Here is a 17,593-nt window from a genome sequence, read left to right on the forward strand (position 1 = left end):
GTTACGGCAGGGCGTCGATGACGGCGTCGCGCCAGTCGTAGTTGGCCCACATGCCGCCGTTGACGGCCGCGAGCTCGTCGTCGTCGAGCTCGCGGGCGCCGGTTCCGAAGTCGTTCATGTCGGGTGTCCCCCTCTTTCTCGTGGTGAGATGTGCTCACTCAAGGTCGCAGGAGGCACTCGGCGACGTCTTGCTGATCTCCAGGGGCGGGCGGCGTACGGACTCGGGGGTCACTGAACGAGCAGCGAGGCGACGCCGAAGAGCCCGAGCGCGGCGCCGATGGTGAGGACCCGGGTGCGGACGGAGACGTGCGGCATGGTCACCCAGGCCGCCGCCGGATAGGCGATCAGGCCGCTGAACAGGACGAGCGCGAGGCCGGCGCCGACGTCGGCCGACATGATCACCAGGGCCGCCTGCCAGATCGCCACCAGGTACGCGGCGGCGGCCAGGGCGATCTGCCACGACGGGCGCAGATCTCCGGATAATTCCTGTCGATGGGCCCGTCCGGCGGGCTTCGGGGGCTTGGGCTGCCGGGGGCTTTGGTGGGCTTTTGGTGGGGTCAGAGGATGTTCCAGGTCAGTTCGCCGGCTACTGCCTTGGGTTTCCAGTAGCCGATGGTGCCGTCGTTCTCCAGGGCGTCGGCGGTCGTCTTCAGGAGGGCGTAGTAGGAGCGGATGCGGAGGTCGCCGGGCGTGAAGTTCATGATGTCCTCGTTGTCGGTCTCGCCGACGTCGTGGCGTACCGAGTCGATCACGAGGTGGTTGCCGGAGCCGTCGTAGCCGACGGGGATCATGCGGCCGTCCCACCAGTCCGTACGCGGGTCGCCGTTCTCCACCTCGTCGATGTCGTCGCTCTCGCACAGGTCACGCCAGGTGTCCCGGATCCCCCGTACGTCCTCGTCCAGGTAGCCCAGGAAACCGAAGGCCCAGGGGGCGTCGGACATGACGGTTCCGTTGTGCCGCAGCAGCGAGGCCCGCAGGTCGTCGGGGAACGACAGGCCCATCTGGGCCTCGGCCACCGCGATGGTCGTGGCCTTGCCCGGTCTGCCGAGCGTGCGGTAGCTCTTGGGGGCGTTGGACTTCAGCCACGTCTCGATGCGCCGCCATTGCCGGTTGACCGCCCGGGTCACCTTCGCGTCGATCTTCCGTACGCGCGGCTCGGCCCTTCGGGGGTGGCAGTCGGCGTCGGACGCCGCCGTCCGCGGGACGAGCGGCGTCTGCTGCGGTTCGGTGACCTCGCCCGTCTCGACCGGCATCGGCTCGGTGTCCGGTGCCCAGCCGACGCCCAGTCCCCACTCGCCGACAGTGTCCGATTGGATGTCCGAGTCGGCGCCCGATTCGACGTCCGCCACGCAGCGGACGGCGGCGTCGGGGTAGATCCGCGCACAGTTCTCCAGTCCCAGCTCGGTCAGGTAGTCCCCGCCCTTGGAGAACACCGCCGCCTCCAGGACCTGCGTACCTCCCGCCAGCACGGCGAGCGCGAGCCCCGCCACGGCCCACCGGCGTCGGCGGCGGGTGGCGGAGTCGTTCGGCCTCAGCCATCGGCGGAGGGCGGCGGGGGCGTCGGCGAAGGTCGCTGAGTGGGTGGTGTAGCGCTCGATGTCCCGTGCCGTCGGTGTTCCGAGGATCGGGGTGGGGGGCCACGGCGCCGCGTGCCCGGCCGCGCCGCCCGCCGCCCCGGCGTCCCGGCCCGAGGCCGACCGGTCCCGATCCCGCTCCGAAGCCGGCCGGTCCCGGTCCAGAGGCGGCCGGGCTCGTTCGGGGGGTGTGGGCTGTCGTGAGCGGCGAGCGAGCAGGATCGTCGCGGCCACCGCCGTCGCGGCCACCGCCGCCGAGAGGGCCCACCATAAGTGTCGAGAGGGGATCATCCGCCGCACCTGCGGCAGAGTACCGAACTAGGCCGACATCTCCTGGCGAATCACGCCAAGAGGGGCGGCACGGGTTGTGCCGCCCAGGTCAGAGCCAGTGCCAGGTGATCCGCGCCTCGCGGGCGGCGTCGGCCAGCCACTGTTCGAAGGCGGCCGCGCCGGCGGCCTCGATCGTGGCGTCGTCCGTCACGGCCTCCTGCCGGTCGAGGACCCGGCCGGTCAGGAAACCACCCTCGTACGGCACCGGGCCGGCCGACCCGCCGGCCGGAACCTCCCGCAGCGGTACGGGCAGCTCGCCGGCCCAGGTCCGGGCTCTCGTGAGCCGCAGGTCCCACCGGTCACCGAGGGAGCCGTCGAGCTCCGCGGCCTCGATCGGCTCGTCCGACAGCGCCCACATGGCCCGTACCTGGGCGAACCGGTCACGATGGCCGTCCAGGTACGCGGGGGCCAGCTCGGCGCGCTTCCTCGCGCGGAACCGCTGGTCCTTGGCGGTCAGGGTCATGTGGTCGTGGAACGCCTCGGCGCTCATGCCCATCCGTTCCAGCCACTCCAGCATCGCCGCCTGGCTGGTGAGGCCGCGCCGCCTGCGGAAGCCGTCCGCGGCGGCCTGGATCTCCGCCAGCCCGATGTCCTCACGCTCGGCGGCGTTCCGCAGGACGCAGAACCGGACCAGCTCCTCCTGCGGCGACAACCCGGGACGCGTGAGCGAACGCAGCATGAGCATCGCCTCGGACACCGAGACGTGCGTCCCGTCCACGGTCAGCACATAACCGGCGGCCCAGTGGGTCGAATGGTCGACCAGCCAGGACGTGCCGTCGTCGCCCTGCACGCCGAGCATGATGGTGCCGCCCGACGGGTCGTCGATCAGCAGGTCGTAGTCGACGACCGGCGATCCAGGACGCGGACTGGTCACGAGCTGCGCTTCGAGCAGCGGATGCGCTTCGGCCCAGGCGGCGGCGGTGCGGTGGGCCGCCTCCACGGCCGTACGCCGGCGGGTGAGCCCGCGCAGCAGGTTGACGCCGCTTTCGAGGGCCGGGCCGAGGGAGAGTTGAGTCATTGCGCGTCCGTTTCTTCGGCTTCTTCGGCCGTGAGCCAGTCGGCGATGGCGTCGCTGATGGGCAGGCCGGTCAGCTCTTCGATCCAGGCCCACTGGCCGTTGGGGTTGATCTCGAGAAACACGTACTCACCGTCGGGGGTGAGGATGAGGTCGATCGCCCCGAACGAGACGCCGAGCGCGGCGACCAGGTCCGCGCAGCGGGTGGCGACGTCGTCGGGCAGGCGGTGCACGCTGTGGCGGGCGCGGGCGAAGTCGTAGTGGCGCCAGTCGTCGCGGGTGCGCGGCGAGTCCTGCGAGGCGATCTCTGCGGTGAACACCTGCCGTCCGACCACGGTGACCCGCAGTTCGACCGCCTTGGCGACGTACGGCTGGAGGATGACCGGCTCGTGCGCCAGCAGGCTCCGGCCCGCGAGGGCCCGCCGGTCCACCACGGTCGTGTAGACGGCGTGCGTGCCGCCGTCGATCTCGAACGGGGTGTGTTCCATCGCCTTCGCGATCAGCCGCCCGCCCGCGCGTTCGTAGGCGGGCACCAGCTCGGCCGGGTCGTTGGTGATCACGGTCCGCGGTACGGCGAAGCCCAGCCGCCGGGCCAGCGCCAGGTGGACCAGCTTGTTGTGCGCCCTGCGCAACACCGGCCGGCGGGCCGGCAGCCAGCGCGCGTCCAGCAGGTCCCAGAAGCCGTCCATGAACCACTCCGAGAGCTCTTCCACGCGCTCCCGCTGGTCGGCGGCCGTGACGTTCTCGGCGGCACGCGGGCGGCCGGGACGCCGGGTCCAGACGGCCGTCGTGGTGGAGAGGTCGAAGACCTGTCCATCCCTGGTCAGGAACAGTTCGTCCCCGTCGGCCCCGAAGCGCGCGGTCAGCCGGGCGGCGGACGGGTAGTCGCCCGGATCCCACCACAGGGCGTCCGCGCCCCGGGCCTTCAGCTTGGGCAGGACCATCTCCACGGTCGCGTCGCCGGGCTCGCTCAGAATCAGTAGCACGTGTCCCCCCAGCCGCGTGGGAGGGAACCAGACGTTCCCTCCCACGCGACGGCGATCTTCGTCAGCGGATCGTCTTCAGTAGATCGTCTTCAGCTGGTCGTCTCTAGTAGTCGGAGACCCAGTCGGTGGGCGGGTTGCCGTTCGTGCCGTAGCAGCGCTGCATCCGCATGCCACCCGAGACGAGGCCGAGGTCGACCTCGTCGATCACCGCCAGTTCGTCATTGAGATCGTCCAGACTCACGATCTTCTTGCTCATGGCCTTTACCTCCCTTCAACGTGAGCTGCGAGCCCCCCGGCTCGCGGGCGTGCGAACACGCCCTCAGCTCGGGACAAAGCTCACCATTCGCCATTTGAAAGTGACTTGGAGGTGGCTTGAGTGACTTGAGAGGCGGGTGAGGCGACCCTTCGGTTCGCCCACCCCACGGCGGGTCAGGCGCGGGCCGGCTCCGCGTTCAGGGCCACGCGGACGACCTCGCGGGCCAGCAGGCGGGCGGGGTCCACCACGGGGACCGGGACCTGGGCCGGGTCCAGGGCGAGCACCACCTCGGTGCACGCGGCCACCACGCGCCCCGCGCCCCGCGCGGCCAGCGAACGGGCCTGCGCGGCCAGCGCCTCCCCGTGCTCACGGCCGGCGCGGCCGCTCTTGACGGCGGCGATGGCGGCCATGACCTCGTGCTGGCCGGGCTCGTCCGGCTCGAACGGGGTGATGCCGTGGCGGCGCAGCGCGGGGCCGTACAGGTCGGCGCGCAGCGTCCCGGTGGTGGCCAGCAGCCCGGCGGCGCGGACGCCGTCGGCGGCGAGGGCGGCGGCGGTGACCTCGACGATGCTCACCAGCTCGAGCCCGGCCTCCTCGGCGAGGGAGGGGACGAAGGCGTGCGCGGTGTTGCACGGCACCGCCAGCACCTCGCACCCGGACCGCCGCAGCTCCCCGATGCCGCGCCGCAGGTGCGGGGTCGGGTCCTCGCCACGTCCGAGCAGGCTCATCGACCGGTCGGGGACACGCGGATCGCCCCAGATCACGACCGGGACGTGCTCCTGGTCGCTGGAGGCCGCGGTCTCCTCGACGAGTTTGCCGTAGAAGTCGACGGTGGCGGCCGGGCCCATGCCGCCCAGCACGCCGACCATCCTGGCCCGGCCGAGCGGGATCATCGGTGATCTTCCTTTCGGGTGACGTCGGTTCGGCTCAGGATCGCGGTATAGGGTGTCCCGACCGCCAGAACGCAGCAATCAGACATTCGAGGAGCAGCCATGCAGGATTCCGGCGTGGAGCCGCCGCCGCTGCTGGCCGAGTCCGACCTCGAACTCATCGACGCGCTCCAGATCAGCCCGCGGGCGAGCTGGGTGGAGGTCGGGGCGGCCGTCGGGGCCGACCCGGTGACGGCGGCGCGGCGCTGGCAGCGGCTCACGAGCACCGGCGAGGCGTGGACCACGGTCGCGCTCGGCCCCCGGCAGATGCACGCGCTGAGCATGGCGTTCCTGGAGATCGACTGCGCGGCGGGCGCGGCGGCCGAGGTGGCGGCGACGCTGGCGCGCGAGCGGCACCTCATCACCGTGCAGCACGTCGCCGCCGGGCACGACCTGTTCGTGATCGCCGTGGCCCCCTCGATGGCCGCCCTGGCCGACCACGTGCTCACCGCGCTGCCGCGGGTGCCGGGAGTGGCCAAGGTACGCACCCACGTCGCCACGCGCGTGTTCGAGGCGTCGTGCCGGTGGCGGCTGCGGGTGTTGCCGCCGCGTACGGCCCACGCGCTGGCCAGGCGGCCGGGCGTGCCGGAGTCGACCAGGGAGATGGACGAGATCGACCGGCGGTTGTTCACCGCCCTGCTGCCCGACGGCCGCGCCCCCTACGCCGAGCTGGCCAGGGCGGTGGGCACGTCAGAGCGTACGGTGCAGCGCCGGCTGACCAGGCTGGTGGCCACCGGCGACCTCGACTTCCGCTGCGACCTGGCGCGTTCGCACGCGGGCTGGCACTCGGCCGCGCTGCTGTGGTTGCGGATGCCGGACGCGCTGCTGGAGGAGACCGGCCGCGCGCTGCTCGGCTGGCCGGAGACGCGTACGTGCGCGGCGCTGGCCGGGCCGCGCAACATGCTGCTCACCGTGGGCCTGCACGGCGTGGCCGACCTGCATCCGCTGGTGGTACGGCTGGAGGAACGTTTCCCGCACGTGAGCGTGGCCGACCGGCAGATCGTCCTGCGCCAGTCGAAGTTGTACGGCCGGCTGCTCGACCCGTACGGCCGCTGTGCCGAGGTCGTCCCGGTGGACCCGTGGAGCCTGCCGCGGGCCGCCTGATCAGCGTGGCCGGACAGCGGCCCGGCGGCTGATCAGCGTGGACAGCGGCTCGGCGCCTGATCAGCGTGGCTCGGGGATCGTGCCGCCGCGGGACTCCCTGCACAGTCCGGCGCGCAGCACGGCGGCCTCGCTCGTGCCGACGAGTTGCAGGTCGCCGACGGCCAGGGCGGGCAGGCCGAGCGCCGACACCGTCGCGGTGATCCGGCCGGTCTCGCCGCGCACCGCCGCCTCGTCGCAGCCGGTCCGGGGCGCGGGACCGCCGAGCGTCGGCATGACCAGCAGGTCGATCCCGGTCGTGGCCGCCGCGAAGTCGTCCCGGAGCGACGCCAGCCGTTCGACGGCCCGCCGGTACTCCTCGTGGCCGATCCCGCCCGCCGCCTCCAGCTTGGCGCGTACGCCGGGGCTGTAGCGCGCGGCGCAGGCAGGGAACGTGCCCTCGTGCGTGCGGCGTGCCTGCGCCCCCACGATCGTCCAGTACGGTTCCAGCACCTCGGCGGGCAGGGCGGCCTCCCGCAGCCGCGCGCCCAGCTCGGCGAAGTCGTCCGCCTGGGCGCATCCCTCCACGACCCCCACGACCAGCCCGGCCAGCGAGTCCGGCGGCCCGACGACCTCGCCGGTCAGCGCCTGCCAGACGCGGGCGCAGTCGGCGACCGAGGCGGTCATCGGGCCGACCACGTCGAAGGCCGGCGCGAGCCCCGCCACCTCGGCGGCGGGTACGGCCCCCGAGCGCGGGCGCAGTCCCACCACGCCGCAGCAGGCCGCGGGCATGCGCACCGAGCCTCCGGTGTCGGTGCCGAGTCCGAACCTGGCGATCCCGGCCGCGATCGCGGCGGCGGTGCCGCCGCTCGAACCGCCGGGGGTCAGGTGCGGGTGGCGCGGGTTGCCCACGTCGCCCCAGTGCGGGTTCTCGCTGGTCACGCCCCAGGCGAACTCGTGCTGGTTGGCCTTGCCGACCAGGAGTGCCCCGGCCTCGTCCAGCAGTTCGACGCAGCGGGCGTCGGCCAGGGCCGGTTCGGCGCCGTACAGGGAGGAGCCGCGGGTGGTGGGCAGGCCGGCCACGTCGATCATGTCCTTGACCACGTACGTCCAGTCGCGCAGCGGGCCGTCCGGCGTGGGACGGGCCGCGCGCCCGAGCCGGTCGAGCACGGGCTCGGGCCCGGCCTCGATGAGGATGTGGTGCCCGCTGTGGAGGCGGATGGCCTCGGCGGACTGGGCGATCGCCGCCTCGCGTTCCACGGTGGAAGAGCTCCTTAGCCTTGCGCGGGCACGGCGACGCCAGGTGGTCGCGGCCCGGGGGTGATCCGGCACATGCTGGCAGATCGGTCGTGGCCGCGTCGAGAGGGCGTTCAGACGGTGAGCGCGTCCAGCAGCCATTGGAGGCGGGCGCTCTCTCGGTCGGGGTGGACCAGCGTGAAGATGCTGCGGCTGATGTTCAGCCATGGTACGTCGACCACCACGACGTCCTCGCCATGGCCGCGCAGGGCCAGGTCGGGGATGAGGGCAGCGCCCAGGCCCGCGCCGATCAGCGACAGCGTGATCTTGAAGTCGTCGGAGTGGCAGACCACGCGCGGGTGCAGGCGCCAGTGCGCGAACAGGGCCTCGAAGAGCGTGGCGTCGCTGCTGGCCGGGTGGTGCATGATCCACGGCAGGTCGACGAGCTGCTCGGCCCGGTACGGCGACAGGTCGGGCCAGAGCCGGGGCAGGACGAGCCGGTAGCGGTCCTCGGCGATCCACCGCCTGGACAACACCGACGGCCACGACAACCCGGTGTTGCCCACCTGGTAGACCACGGCGGCGTCCATGTCGCCGCCGCTGCCCAGACGCGAGATGAGCTGGGAGGACTCGGCGACCGACAGCCGGATCCCGGCCCGGTCCTCCGGTTCCATGTCCCGCATCACGCCGGCCAGCACGTCGGTGAAGCTGGGGAACAGGCCGAGGCGGATCTGCGGCTCGCTGTTGCGGTGGACCGCCTGGACGGTGGCCACCATGCGCTCGATGTCGGCGAGCACCGTCTCGGACTGCCTGGCCAGCACCTCCGCCGCGCTGGTCGGCAGCACGCTGTGGGCGAAGCGGTCGAACAGCCGCACGCCGGTCTCGCGCTCCAGCGCGGCCATCTGCTGGGAGACGGCCGAGGAGGTGTAACCGAGCCGATTGGCGGCCGCCGCGAACGACCCCAGACGAACCACCTCACGCAGCGTACGCAGATGTTCTGGCTTGAGCATAAGCTTTCCTTGTTCTCAGCGGCGCTAAATGTCGTGTTTATATCGCTTCCTACTTCTTTTCGCCACTTCTACAGTGAGCCGCACCACCCCACCCGAACCCCTGAGAGATCCATGACATGCGCGTATATCGCAACGCCGCCATCCGCACCGGCACCAACGGCGCCCCCGCCGCCCAGGCCATGGCCGTGGACGGCGAGCTGATCGTCGCCGTCGGCACCGAGGCCGAGGTGCGCGAGGCGGCGGGCGCGGGAGCCGAGCTGGTGGACCTCGACGGTGCCGCCGTCCTGCCCGGCCTCTACGACGCCCACATCCACACGGCCCAGTACGCCCAGAGCCTCGGCGCGGTCGACCTGCGCGACGTGCGCTCCCTGGACGAGGCCCTGGCCAAGGTGGCCGATCACGCGGCCAAGCTGCGGCCGGGCGCGTGGCTGTTCGGCGGCCGGTGGAACAGCAACATCTGGAACCCGCCCGTCCAGCCCGACCGCAAGGCCCTCGACTCGGTCTGCCCCGACCTGCCCGTGGCGCTGCCCAACGTCGACGGCCACACCGTCTGGGCCAACTCCGCCGCGCTGCGGATGGCCGGGATCGACGCCTCCACCCCCGACCCGGTGGGTGGCGAGATCGTCAGGGACGCGTACGGAGAGCCCACCGGCATCCTGCGCGAGTCCGCGTCGTACCCGCTGCGCGCTCTCATGGTCTCCGGCGACCTGCGCGACCTACTGCGCGCCGGTCAGGAGGAGCTGCTGGCGTTCGGGCTGACCAGCGTGCACGACATCGACGGCGAGGACTGCCGGGCCGCCTACCTGGAGCTGCGCGACGCCGGCGAGCTGAAGATCCGCGTGCACAAGGCGATCCCCACGGTCGCCCTGGAGGCCGCCATCGCCGAGGGCCGCCGTACCGGCCAGGGCGACGACTGGGTCCGCACCGGGCCGGTCAAGGTGTTCAGCGACGGCGCGCTCGGCTCGCACACCTGCCACATGCACGAGTCGTTCGCCGGTGAACACGACAACACCGGCATCGCGGTCACCCCGTACGAAGACCTCGTACGCATCTTCAGCACGGCGGCGGCGGCCGGCATCGCGGTCGCCACGCACGCCATCGGCGACCGCGCCAACCGGCTGGTCCTCGACGCCTACGAGGCGATCGGCACCACGTCCGGCCTGCGGCACCGCATCGAGCACGCCCAGCACCTGCGTCCCCAGGACCTGACCAGGATGGCCAGGCTCGGCGTCGTCGCCTCGATGCAGCCGGTGCACTGCACCACCGACATCGCCCTGGTCGACTCGCTGCTGGCCGGGCACGACCTGGCCTCCTACGCCTGGCGCGGCATGCTGAACGCCGGCGTCGCGCTGGCCTTCGGCTCCGACGCGCCGGTGGAGAGCCCCGACCCGTGGGCCGCCCTGTACGCCGCGGTCACCCGTACCCGGCAGGACGGCACGCCCGCCGGCGGCTGGCAGCCCGAGCAGCGGCTGAGCATGGCCGAGGCGATCACCGCGCACACCCTCGGCGCCGCGTACGCGGCCGGCGAGCAGGACCGCAAGGGCGTTCTCGCGCCCGGCATGCTGGCCGACTTCATCGCCGTGGACACAGACCCCTACCTGGAACCGCCTCAGGCGGTGCTGCGCACCCAGGTTCTCACCACCGTCGTCGGCGGCGAAGTCCGCTGGCAGCGACCCTGAAGGAGCACCCCCTGTGAAGATCCGCACCATCACCGCCCTGGCCGCCGGCGCCCTGCTGGCCGCCACCACGGCCTGCGGCGCCCAGTCCCTGGACGGCGGCGCCGCGGCCCCCGCGGACGGCGAGACCGCGGCGGTCACGCTCGACCAGGCTCCCACCGAGGAGAAGGCCGCCGACGTGATCAACGCCATCACCCCGGACAAGGACCTGGCCGCCAAGGCGCCGGCCCGCCTGAAGTCGCAGGGGCTGAAGGTCGTCACGTCCGTCGGCTACCCGCCCATGGAGGTGTACGCGAGCGACGGCAAGACGGCCATCGGCTTCGACCCCGCCCTGGCCAGGGCCATCGCCAGGAAGCTCGGCGCCAAGGTGACCATCGCCGACGAGGAGTTCAACTCCCAGATCCCCGGCGTGCTCACCGGCCGCTACGACTTCGTCATCTCCTCGATGAGCGACACGCCGGAACGGCAGACGCAGGTCACGTTCGTCGACTACGTGCAGGCCGGCGCCGGCATGCTGATCAAGAAGGGCAACCCGGCCAAGATCTCCGGCCCGGCCGACCTGTGCGGCAAGACGGTCTCCGTCGTCGACAACGGCTCGTCCATGGAGCTGGCCGAGAAGTACGACGCCGACTGCAAGAAGGACGGCAAGCCGGCCGTCAACGTCCTGAAGTTCCCCGGCGACCAGGAGGCCCTGATCCAGGTCACCGGCGGCCGGGCCCAGGCCACCATCACCGACTACGTGGTGGCCGCCAGCAAGGCCGCCGACCCCAAGCTGGAGGTCGAGGCGCTGTCCCTGGACGGGACCGAGAGCCCGTGGGGAATCGGCATGAAGCCGGACGACAAGCAGCTCATCGACTCGGTGAAGGGCGCCCTGGACTCCCTCATCGCCAGCGGCGAGTACGCCAATCTGCTCAAGGCGTGGAACCTGGACAAGCTGGCCGTCCAGTCCGCAGTGATCAACGGCGGTAAGTGACCATGCGCACGGAGCCCTTCACCGGGCCCTCCGGAGAGCACATCCCGGTCGCCAGGACGCGGCACTGGGGCCGCCTGCTGGCCGCGGTCGTCGTGACGGCGATCGCCGGCTGGCTGGTCTACCTGGTCGTGGTGAACCCGCGCCTCAACTGGGGCAAGGTGGCCGAGTACCTGTTCAACGACCGCATCCTCGCCGGGATCTGGGTCACCATCGAGATCTCGGTGCTGGCGACCGTGCTGGGTCTGGTGCTGGGCGTCGTCGTGGCGATCATGCGGTTGTCGCACAACCCGGTGCTCAGCGGGCTGGCCACGCTCTACATCTGGTTCTTCCGCGGCACGCCGGTGCTGGTGCAGCTCATCTTCTGGTACAACCTGGCCTTCCTGTTCCCCGAGCTGGTGCTCAAGGTCCCGTTCACCATGATCGGCGTCAAGTGGGACACGAACCTGGTCATGACCGGTTTCACCTCGGCCATGCTGGGGCTCGGGCTGAACCTGGCGGCGTACTTCGCCGAGACCGTACGCGCCGGGATCCAGGCCGTCGACCACGGCCAGACCGAGGCCGCGTACGCGCTGGGCATGACCCCGGCCAAGCGGATGCGCGTGATCGTGTTGCCGCAGGCGCTGCGCATCATCATCCCGCCCACCGGCAACGAGTTCATCTCCATGCTGAAGACCACCTCGCTGGTCTACGTGGTGGCCGGGCACGACCTGATGACCAACGCCAGCCAGATCTACAAGGCCAACAACCTGATCATGGAGCTGCTCATCGTGGCAAGCCTCTGGTACATGCTCATGACCGCCGTCGCCACCTTCCTTCAGGGCAGGCTGGAACGCCGGTTCGGCTCCGAGGCCGTACGGCTGGTCCGCGGCGGCGGGCTGGCCGCCAGGATCCTGCCCAAGGCGGCGGCGTGAGCCCCGTCGTGCACGCCACGGGCGTGCGCATGGGCTACGGCGACACGCAGGTGCTCAACGGCGTGGACTTCACCGTCGCCCCCGGCGAGGTGAGCTGCGTCATCGGACCGTCGGGGTCGGGCAAGTCGACGTTCCTGCGCTGCGTCAACGGGCTGGAGCAGGTGCTCGGCGGCAGCCTGCGGGTGCTCGACGAGGAGGTCGGGCACAGCCTGCGCGAGGGCCGCTACCGGCCGTGGACGCCCAAGGAGTTCGCCGTCTTCCGCCGCCGGATCGGCATGGTGTTCCAGCGGTTCAACCTGTTCGCCCACCAGAGCGCGCTGGAGAACGTGGCCTGCGCCCCCGTCCACGTCCTCGGCGTGTCGGCGGAGCGGGCCCGTACGACGGCGATGGAGCACCTGGAGCGCGTGGGCCTGGCCGCGCACGCGCACAAGCGGCCCCACCAGCTCTCCGGTGGCCAGCAGCAGCGGGTCGCCATCGCCAGGGCGCTGGCGATGAGCCCGGAGCTGATGTTGTTCGACGAGCCCACGTCCGCGCTGGACCCCGAGCTGGTGGACGAGGTGCTGGAGGTCATGCGCGGCCTGGCCGCCGACGGCATGACGATGGTCGTGGTCACCCACGAGATCGCCTTCGCCAGGGAGGTCGGCGACCGGCTGGCCTTCTTCGCCGACGGGGTCGTGGTCGAGAGCGGCCCACCGGCCGAGCTCCTGGCCAACCCCGGCCACGAGCGCACCAGGGCGTTCCTGTCCAGCGTCCTGAGCCCGGAGAACCGCTCCTGACGACCTCCGTCCGCGAGGCCCCCGGCAGCCCCACCCCCGGCCGCCGGGCCTCCGCTCACCGGAACGCGCGCTGAACCGTACGAACCCGGCCGGAGCGGGGGTCCAGGACGACCGTCCGCCCGCCCCACGCCCCCCGGTCGTCCCCCGGGCGGTCGTCCAGGCGTACGTGTGAGGGGTCGATCCAGGTCACCACGGGCAAGCCGTCGTCGTGCTCGGTGCTGAAGCTCTCCGTCAAAGGCCATTCGCGGGTCAGCAGGCCGTCGTTCCTGCGGACCACGAGCGTCCAGTCGGGGACGATCCAATCGTCGTACAGGACCCGCACCTCCAGCCCGCTGCCGGCCGGGCCGGGGATGACGGTGTGCGTCCGTGTGCCGTTCACGGCGCCGGCCAGGCCCACCGTCGCCCAGATCATCACGAGCGCGACGGCGGGCCCGCGCAGGCCGCCGCCGAACGCGAGCGCCCCGGAGACGACGACCAGGCTCACCGCCACGGCGCCCAGCAGGACCGGATGGTCGAAGACCGCGTAATGCCCGAACGAGCCCGCCAGGGCGACCGCCACCACGACCGCGGCCAGGGCGAGGAGCCCGGCGGCGGCCCGCCCACGCGAACGCGGGCTCACGCGAACCTGACCTCCAGCCTGATGCGCTGGTTGGTGCCGCTCTGCTCGAAGTCGGCGGTGACCTGCGAGGCGAAGGCCGCGCTGCCGGTCAGCTTGATCTGCAACGGGTAGACCTGGCCGCTGGTGGCCGAGCGGTAGGTCGCGCTGATCCGGTACCGCCCCAAGGGCACGTCGACCACCGCCCAGCCGCTGTCGGTGTAGACCGGTTTGCGACCGGAGACGACCTTGCCCTTGCTGCCGTCGATCAGCGGGCCGACCGGGGTCATCGTCAGCCGTACGTTGTCCTGGTCGACGTTCTCGGGCAGGTTCTCGAACCAGAGGTTCGTGGCGACCAGGCCGCCGTAGTAGCGGCCGTCGGCGCCCGGCCGCCTGCCGGTGACGCGCCAGGTGAAGTTCCGTACGCCGCCGGCGCTCGCCCGGAAGGAGGCGGTCGAGGAGGGCTCAAGGTCGAAGGTGTACTGCTTGCCGTGGAACTGCCGCGTCACCGAGGCGCTGACCACCCAGGACGACGGCTCGCGCGGCAGTCGCGACCGGTAGACGCCGTCGCGGTCGCTGAGCAGCACGATGTCGCTGTTGTAGTAGCGCCGGTCCTTCACCACGACCTTGGCGCCCTCGACCGGTTGGCCCGCCGAGTTCACCACCCTGCCCTGCACGACGTAACCCGCCGCGGCGGCGCTCAGGTCGGCCGCGTCGGCGGTGCCCGGCGCGCAGCCGAGCAACGCGCTCAGGGCGAGCGTCGCCCCCGTCCTGCCCAGGACCCAGCGGGTCCTCGTCTCGTTCACGCCCATCTTCTCCCCGTCCCCGGACTCCGCTGCCCTGACTGGCCAGAAAGGCATCACCCTGACGCCGGGACCTTGGAATCGGCTGGAAACCACTGGAGACGGACGGTCAAAGCGGGCACTTTCCCCACAAAGAGCCTCAGCTTCAGTGGAAGGAGATCGTGTGAAATCGTCGATGACTTAGGGAGAAAGAGCCCGTCGCGGCGGGCTCGCTGTCGTGACGGGTCCGAGGAGCAGCCTGAGGCAGGGCGAGACCGGGGCGGTGTGGCGCAGTGCCCCCTACCCGCCGCCGCTCGGGGGAGCGTACGCGTCCCGGGGCGGCCCGCGGCCGTGATCCAGGTAGGTTGGCCGACCATGGACGACTTCCGACGCCCGTTCCGCCCCCGCCCGCCGAAGCCCCGCGCCTCCCGTGACCGTACGCTCGCCGGCCTCGTGCTGGTGGGCGCGGCCCTCGCCGGGGTGGGCGGATGCGGCGGCGCGGCCGCCTCAGGAACGACGGGTGACGCCTCCGGGACCCTCAGTCCGACGTCCGCCGCGCCGCCGACGGCGAGCACCCCCGCCTCCTCCGGCCGTACGTTGCCCGCCCCCGGCGCGCCGCTCCCCACCGACCCGGCGCGCCTGGCGGCCTCCCTCCGCGAGACGACCACCGCCCTGAACGCCGCCATCGACCGCTGGCGTCCGGCCAAGGCGGCCCCGCCGCAGGACGTCCAGCTCCTGGCCCTCTACCAGCAGCGCCTCTACCGCCATGCCGCCCGCAACCGCGCCCTGGCCGACCGTGCCTTCGCCCGCCTGCCGGCCGCCCTCGCCGCCCAGGCCAAGGACAACGTCGCCGCCCTGCGCGAACTGCTCGCGCTGACCCGCCCGATCAAGCCGTCCGCCGTGTTCAAGGTCCAGCCGGCCCGTCCGGCCGCCGAGCTGCTGGGCCACTTCAAGCGGGCCGAGCGCCGTTTCGGGGTGAAATGGGAGGTGCTGGCGGCGGTGATGTTCGCCGAGACCAAGTTCGGCCGGGTACGCGCCGACAGCCACGCCGGAGCCCAGGGGCCCATGCAGTTCATGCCGGCGACCTGGCGGGCGTACGGGCTGGGCGGCGACGTCCAGGATCCCCGGGACGCCGTCATGGGGGCGGCCAACTACCTCCACGCCTCCGGCGCGCCCCGCGACTACCGGCGGGCCCTGCACGCCTACAACCCGTCGCAGGCGTACGTGGACGCGGTCCTCCTGCACGCCCGCCAGATCGAACGCGACCCGCGCGCCTACTACGCCTACTACAACTGGCAGGTCTTCGTCCTCACCACGGCGGGCGAACGCCGCCTGACCGGCCCGAAGTAGCCCGTACGGCCCCCGCTGCCCCGGCCACGAGCAGGACGGCGACCGCGACGACGACCCGTACGAGACCGTCGGCGGAGGTGGGCGCGGCGAAGTAGACGCTCCCGAGCCCGGCGACGCCGGTCACCCCGGCGAGCACCGGGCCGGTGGAGTTCAGCGCCGAGATCGCCGACGCCAGCCGCGGCTCGACCAGCGAGGTGATCCGCGCGATCAGCGGGCTGTACCCGGCGGCGTGCCCGGCTCCGGCCAGGAGCAGCAGCGGCACGGACACGACCGGCTGCCACCGGTCCCGGCAGAGGAGCACCAGCAGGCACGCCCCGGCCGCGAAGGCGATCGGGCCCGCGATCGGCAGGACCCGCTGCAACCGCAGCGGATATCGGGTCCAGGTCAGGCTGAGCGCGCCGAACCCCAGGGCGTACGGGACGAACGCCAGCCCCGCCTCCAGCGGCGAACGGCCGAGCGCGGTCTGGAGGTGCAGGGTGAGGGTCAGCAGGAAGACGGTGTAGCAGCCCATGACGGTCCAGCAGGCCGCGAGTCCGGGCTTCACGCCGTTCGGCCGTACCGAGGCCAGGTCCAGCAGCGGATGCGGCGCCCGGGTCTCGTGACGGACGAACGCCGCCGCCAGCGCGACCCCGCACGCCAGCGAGATCCACACCCAGAGGGGCCAGCCGAGGTCGCGGCCGAAGATGAGCGGGACCGTGATCGCGGCCATGGCGGCGGTCAGGATCGCCACCCCACCCGGGTCGAGGCGCGCCCGGCCGTCCACGCGGGAGACCGGCAGCAGGCGCGGGCCCACGGCCAGCGAGATCACGCCGATCGGGATGTTGATCAGGAAGACGGGCCGCCAGGACAGCCCGAACAGGTCGGCGCTGACGACCAGCCCGCCGACGACCTGGCCCAGCGCGACCCCCAGAGCGAGCACCATGCTGTAGAGGCCGATCGCCCGGCGGCGTGCCGTGCCCTCCCAGTGCGTCTGGATGAGCGAGAAGATCTGCGGGGTGAGCAGCGCCGCCCCCATGGCCTGCGCGACGCGCGCGCCCACCAGCACGGTGACGTCGGGGGCCAGTCCGCACAGCAGCGACGCGCCGGTGAACCAGCCCAGCCCGATCAGGAACGCCCGTCGTTGCCCGACGACGTCGCCGAGGCGCGCGCAGGTGACGAGGAGCACGCCGACGGTCAGGAGATAGCCCGACACGATGAGTTGGATCGCCGTGCCGCCGGCGTGCAGGTCGGCGCGCATGGTCTCGGCGGCCACCGACACGATCGAGCCGTCCATGGAGGCCATGACCTGACCGGTGAGCAGTACGGCGAGCATCGGGGCGCGGCGCACACCCGTAGGCGGAGGAACGAGAGCGATCACGCCCCCACCCTCGGCCACCGGCACCCGCCGGGTCTTGAAGAAGTTTGCGCGCGACGGCCCCCGGCTCACGCGGTTGATGTGGAGATCACGCAGAAGTCTGTGTCGGCGGGCATCGAATAGGATCAACGTCACAGAGGAGGTGGCGTGGCGACGCGACGAGAGCAGACCAGCAACGAGAGCCGCGAGCTGATCCTCAACGCGGCGGCCGAGTTGTTCGCCGAGAAGGGCTACCGGCAGACGACCTTCATCGACGTGGCGAACCGCTCCGGCATCAGCCGGGGGTCGATCCCGTGGCATTTCGGCAGCAAGGAGGGCCTGCTGCTGGCCGTGCTCGAACGTTCGGTGGCGATGGTCCGCGACAACCTCGCCGCGGCCCCGCAGGCCGGCGAACCGGACTTCGAGCAGATCGACCTGGGCGTGGGCGCGCTGCTCGCCCTCCCGACCACCAAGTTGTTCGTCACGCTCCTGGTCGAGGCGCTGGAGCCCGGCTCGCCCATCCGCGACCGCTACGTAGAGATCCACAACACGCTGCGCGACCACTGCCGGAGCTGGCTGGAACGCCTGCCGCTGCCGCCGGACCTGCCGGTCGAGTCGTTGTCCGTCGCGATCGTCGGCGCCGGCATCGGCATCCACCAGCAGTGGCTGCTCGCGCCCGACCGGGTCGACGCCGCCCAGGCTCTGGCCGCGCTGCGCACCCTGGTCGCCGGCATCCTGCCCGCCGGTGGCACCGGGGGCGCGGTACGCCGCTGACCGCCGG

General features: G+C 72.1%; 19 protein-coding genes. 7 read left to right on the forward strand and 12 right to left on the reverse strand.

Annotated features, from left to right (window positions below):
- Window position 1: 1 nt before the first annotated feature.
- The 7 genes from IEZ27_RS45830 to cuyB all read right to left on the reverse strand — a co-directional run bounded on the left by IEZ27_RS45830 (window position 2) and on the right by cuyB (window position 5,054).
- Window positions 2-118, reverse strand: coding sequence for a bacteriocin (locus IEZ27_RS45830; protein ID WP_189652996.1), 117 nt, complete (start codon window positions 116-118; stop codon window positions 2-4).
- 110 nt (window positions 119-228) lie between these two features.
- Window positions 229-426 carry a hypothetical protein gene (locus IEZ27_RS45835; RefSeq protein ID WP_189652997.1) on the reverse strand — a complete coding sequence of 66 codons (198 nt, stop codon included), beginning with the start codon at window positions 424-426 and terminating at the stop codon, window positions 229-231.
- A gap of 131 nt (window positions 427-557) precedes the next feature.
- On the reverse strand, window positions 558-1,865 hold the full coding sequence (locus tag IEZ27_RS45840) for an SMI1/KNR4 family protein (RefSeq protein WP_189652998.1): 1,308 nt from the start codon (window positions 1,863-1,865) through the stop codon (window positions 558-560).
- A gap of 88 nt (window positions 1,866-1,953) precedes the next feature.
- Window positions 1,954-2,922 carry a TIGR04500 family putative peptide maturation system protein gene (locus IEZ27_RS45845; protein WP_189652999.1) on the reverse strand — a complete coding sequence of 323 codons (969 nt, stop codon included), beginning with the start codon at window positions 2,920-2,922 and terminating at the stop codon, window positions 1,954-1,956.
- On the reverse strand, window positions 2,919-3,905 hold the full coding sequence (locus tag IEZ27_RS45850; RefSeq protein ID WP_189653000.1) for an MvdC/MvdD family ATP grasp protein: 987 nt from the start codon (window positions 3,903-3,905) through the stop codon (window positions 2,919-2,921). The genes IEZ27_RS45845 and IEZ27_RS45850 overlap by 4 nt, the downstream gene beginning before the upstream one ends.
- Before the next feature lie 103 nt (window positions 3,906-4,008).
- Entirely contained in the window at window positions 4,009-4,161 is a 153-nt protein-coding gene (locus IEZ27_RS45855) for a hypothetical protein (protein ID WP_185844766.1), read from the reverse strand.
- A 173-nt stretch (window positions 4,162-4,334) separates the two neighbouring features.
- A complete protein-coding gene (cuyB, locus tag IEZ27_RS45860) occupies window positions 4,335-5,054 on the reverse strand; it encodes a cysteate racemase (RefSeq protein WP_229824944.1) in 720 nt (239 codons plus the stop codon).
- Window positions 5,055-5,153: 99 nt separating this feature from the next.
- On the opposite strand from cuyB, the gene IEZ27_RS45865 reads away from it, so the two are divergent.
- Window positions 5,154-6,194 (forward strand): Lrp/AsnC family transcriptional regulator, encoded by a 1,041-nt coding sequence (locus IEZ27_RS45865; protein ID WP_189653001.1) that lies wholly within the window; start codon window positions 5,154-5,156, stop codon window positions 6,192-6,194.
- Window positions 6,195-6,254: 60 nt separating this feature from the next.
- Here IEZ27_RS45865 and IEZ27_RS45870 read toward each other — a convergent pair whose 3' ends face one another.
- Together IEZ27_RS45870 and IEZ27_RS45875 are read right to left on the reverse strand one after the other, a co-directional pair.
- Window positions 6,255-7,430, reverse strand: a complete 1,176-nt coding sequence (locus IEZ27_RS45870) for an amidase (RefSeq protein WP_308427359.1) — start codon at window positions 7,428-7,430, stop codon at window positions 6,255-6,257.
- Between the two features lie 110 nt (window positions 7,431-7,540).
- Window positions 7,541-8,416, reverse strand: coding sequence for a LysR family transcriptional regulator (locus tag IEZ27_RS45875; protein ID WP_189653003.1), 876 nt, complete (start codon window positions 8,414-8,416; stop codon window positions 7,541-7,543).
- Between the two features lie 116 nt (window positions 8,417-8,532).
- On the opposite strand from IEZ27_RS45875, the gene IEZ27_RS45880 reads away from it, so the two are divergent.
- The 4 genes from IEZ27_RS45880 to IEZ27_RS45895 are packed head-to-tail and all read left to right on the forward strand — an operon-like array spanning window position 8,533 to window position 12,752.
- Window positions 8,533-10,095 (forward strand): amidohydrolase, encoded by a 1,563-nt coding sequence (locus IEZ27_RS45880; RefSeq protein ID WP_189653004.1) that lies wholly within the window; start codon window positions 8,533-8,535, stop codon window positions 10,093-10,095.
- Between the two features lie 13 nt (window positions 10,096-10,108).
- Entirely contained in the window at window positions 10,109-11,065 is a 957-nt protein-coding gene (locus IEZ27_RS45885) for an ABC transporter substrate-binding protein (protein WP_189653005.1), read from the forward strand.
- Window positions 11,066-11,067: 2 nt separating this feature from the next.
- Entirely contained in the window at window positions 11,068-11,976 is a 909-nt protein-coding gene (locus IEZ27_RS45890) for an amino acid ABC transporter permease (protein WP_229824945.1), read from the forward strand.
- Between the two features lie 29 nt (window positions 11,977-12,005).
- The gene (locus IEZ27_RS45895; protein WP_125636854.1) at window positions 12,006-12,752 is read left to right on the forward strand and encodes an amino acid ABC transporter ATP-binding protein; all 747 of its coding nucleotides are present in this window, start codon (window positions 12,006-12,008) and stop codon (window positions 12,750-12,752) included.
- 55 nt (window positions 12,753-12,807) lie between these two features.
- Here the strand turns inward: IEZ27_RS45895 and IEZ27_RS45900 are convergent, their stop codons facing one another.
- Together IEZ27_RS45900 and IEZ27_RS45905 are read right to left on the reverse strand one after the other, a co-directional pair.
- Complete coding sequence (locus IEZ27_RS45900; RefSeq protein ID WP_189653007.1) at window positions 12,808-13,371, reverse strand: hypothetical protein; 564 nt, start codon at window positions 13,369-13,371, stop codon at window positions 12,808-12,810.
- Window positions 13,368-14,153 carry a hypothetical protein gene (locus IEZ27_RS45905; RefSeq protein ID WP_189653008.1) on the reverse strand — a complete coding sequence of 262 codons (786 nt, stop codon included), beginning with the start codon at window positions 14,151-14,153 and terminating at the stop codon, window positions 13,368-13,370. The genes IEZ27_RS45900 and IEZ27_RS45905 overlap by 4 nt, the downstream gene beginning before the upstream one ends.
- Before the next feature lie 351 nt (window positions 14,154-14,504).
- On the opposite strand from IEZ27_RS45905, the gene IEZ27_RS45910 reads away from it, so the two are divergent.
- A complete protein-coding gene (locus IEZ27_RS45910; RefSeq protein ID WP_189653009.1) occupies window positions 14,505-15,479 on the forward strand; it encodes a lytic transglycosylase domain-containing protein in 975 nt (324 codons plus the stop codon).
- On the opposite strand, the gene IEZ27_RS45915 is transcribed toward IEZ27_RS45910, so the two are convergent.
- On the reverse strand, window positions 15,439-16,836 hold the full coding sequence (locus tag IEZ27_RS45915) for an MFS transporter (RefSeq protein WP_229824946.1): 1,398 nt from the start codon (window positions 16,834-16,836) through the stop codon (window positions 15,439-15,441). The genes IEZ27_RS45910 and IEZ27_RS45915 overlap by 41 nt on opposite strands.
- A 144-nt stretch (window positions 16,837-16,980) precedes the next feature.
- Between IEZ27_RS45915 and IEZ27_RS45920 the strand changes: the two genes are divergently transcribed.
- Window positions 16,981-17,586 (forward strand): TetR/AcrR family transcriptional regulator, encoded by a 606-nt coding sequence (locus IEZ27_RS45920; RefSeq protein WP_189653010.1) that lies wholly within the window; start codon window positions 16,981-16,983, stop codon window positions 17,584-17,586.
- Window positions 17,587-17,593: the final 7 nt, after the last annotated feature.

It is taken from the genome of Nonomuraea spiralis, assembly GCF_014648435.1.
GTDB classification, from domain to species: Bacteria; Actinomycetota; Actinomycetes; order Streptosporangiales; family Streptosporangiaceae; genus Nonomuraea; species Nonomuraea spiralis.

Bases quoted from the DNA above. Each gene is read 5' to 3' on its own strand.
- IEZ27_RS45910 (WP_189653009.1), top strand. From the start codon at position 14,505: ATGGACGACTTCCGACGCCCGTTCCGCCCCCGCCCGCCGAAGCCCCGC.
- IEZ27_RS45875 (WP_189653003.1), bottom strand. From the start codon at position 8,416: ATGCTCAAGCCAGAACATCTGCGTACGCTGCGTGAGGTGGTTCGTCTG.
- IEZ27_RS45840 (WP_189652998.1), bottom strand. From the start codon at position 1,865: ATGATCCCCTCTCGACACTTATGGTGGGCCCTCTCGGCGGCGGTGGCC.
- IEZ27_RS45845 (WP_189652999.1), bottom strand. From the start codon at position 2,922: ATGACTCAACTCTCCCTCGGCCCGGCCCTCGAAAGCGGCGTCAACCTG.
- cuyB (WP_229824944.1), bottom strand. From the start codon at position 5,054: ATGATCCCGCTCGGCCGGGCCAGGATGGTCGGCGTGCTGGGCGGCATG.
- IEZ27_RS45895 (WP_125636854.1), top strand. From the start codon at position 12,006: ATGGGCTACGGCGACACGCAGGTGCTCAACGGCGTGGACTTCACCGTC.
- IEZ27_RS45830 (WP_189652996.1), bottom strand. From the start codon at position 118: ATGAACGACTTCGGAACCGGCGCCCGCGAGCTCGACGACGACGAGCTC.
- IEZ27_RS45865 (WP_189653001.1), top strand. From the start codon at position 5,154: ATGCAGGATTCCGGCGTGGAGCCGCCGCCGCTGCTGGCCGAGTCCGAC.
- IEZ27_RS45880 (WP_189653004.1), top strand. From the start codon at position 8,533: ATGCGCGTATATCGCAACGCCGCCATCCGCACCGGCACCAACGGCGCC.
- IEZ27_RS45890 (WP_229824945.1), top strand. From the start codon at position 11,068: ATGCGCACGGAGCCCTTCACCGGGCCCTCCGGAGAGCACATCCCGGTC.
- IEZ27_RS45855 (WP_185844766.1), bottom strand. From the start codon at position 4,161: ATGAGCAAGAAGATCGTGAGTCTGGACGATCTCAATGACGAACTGGCG.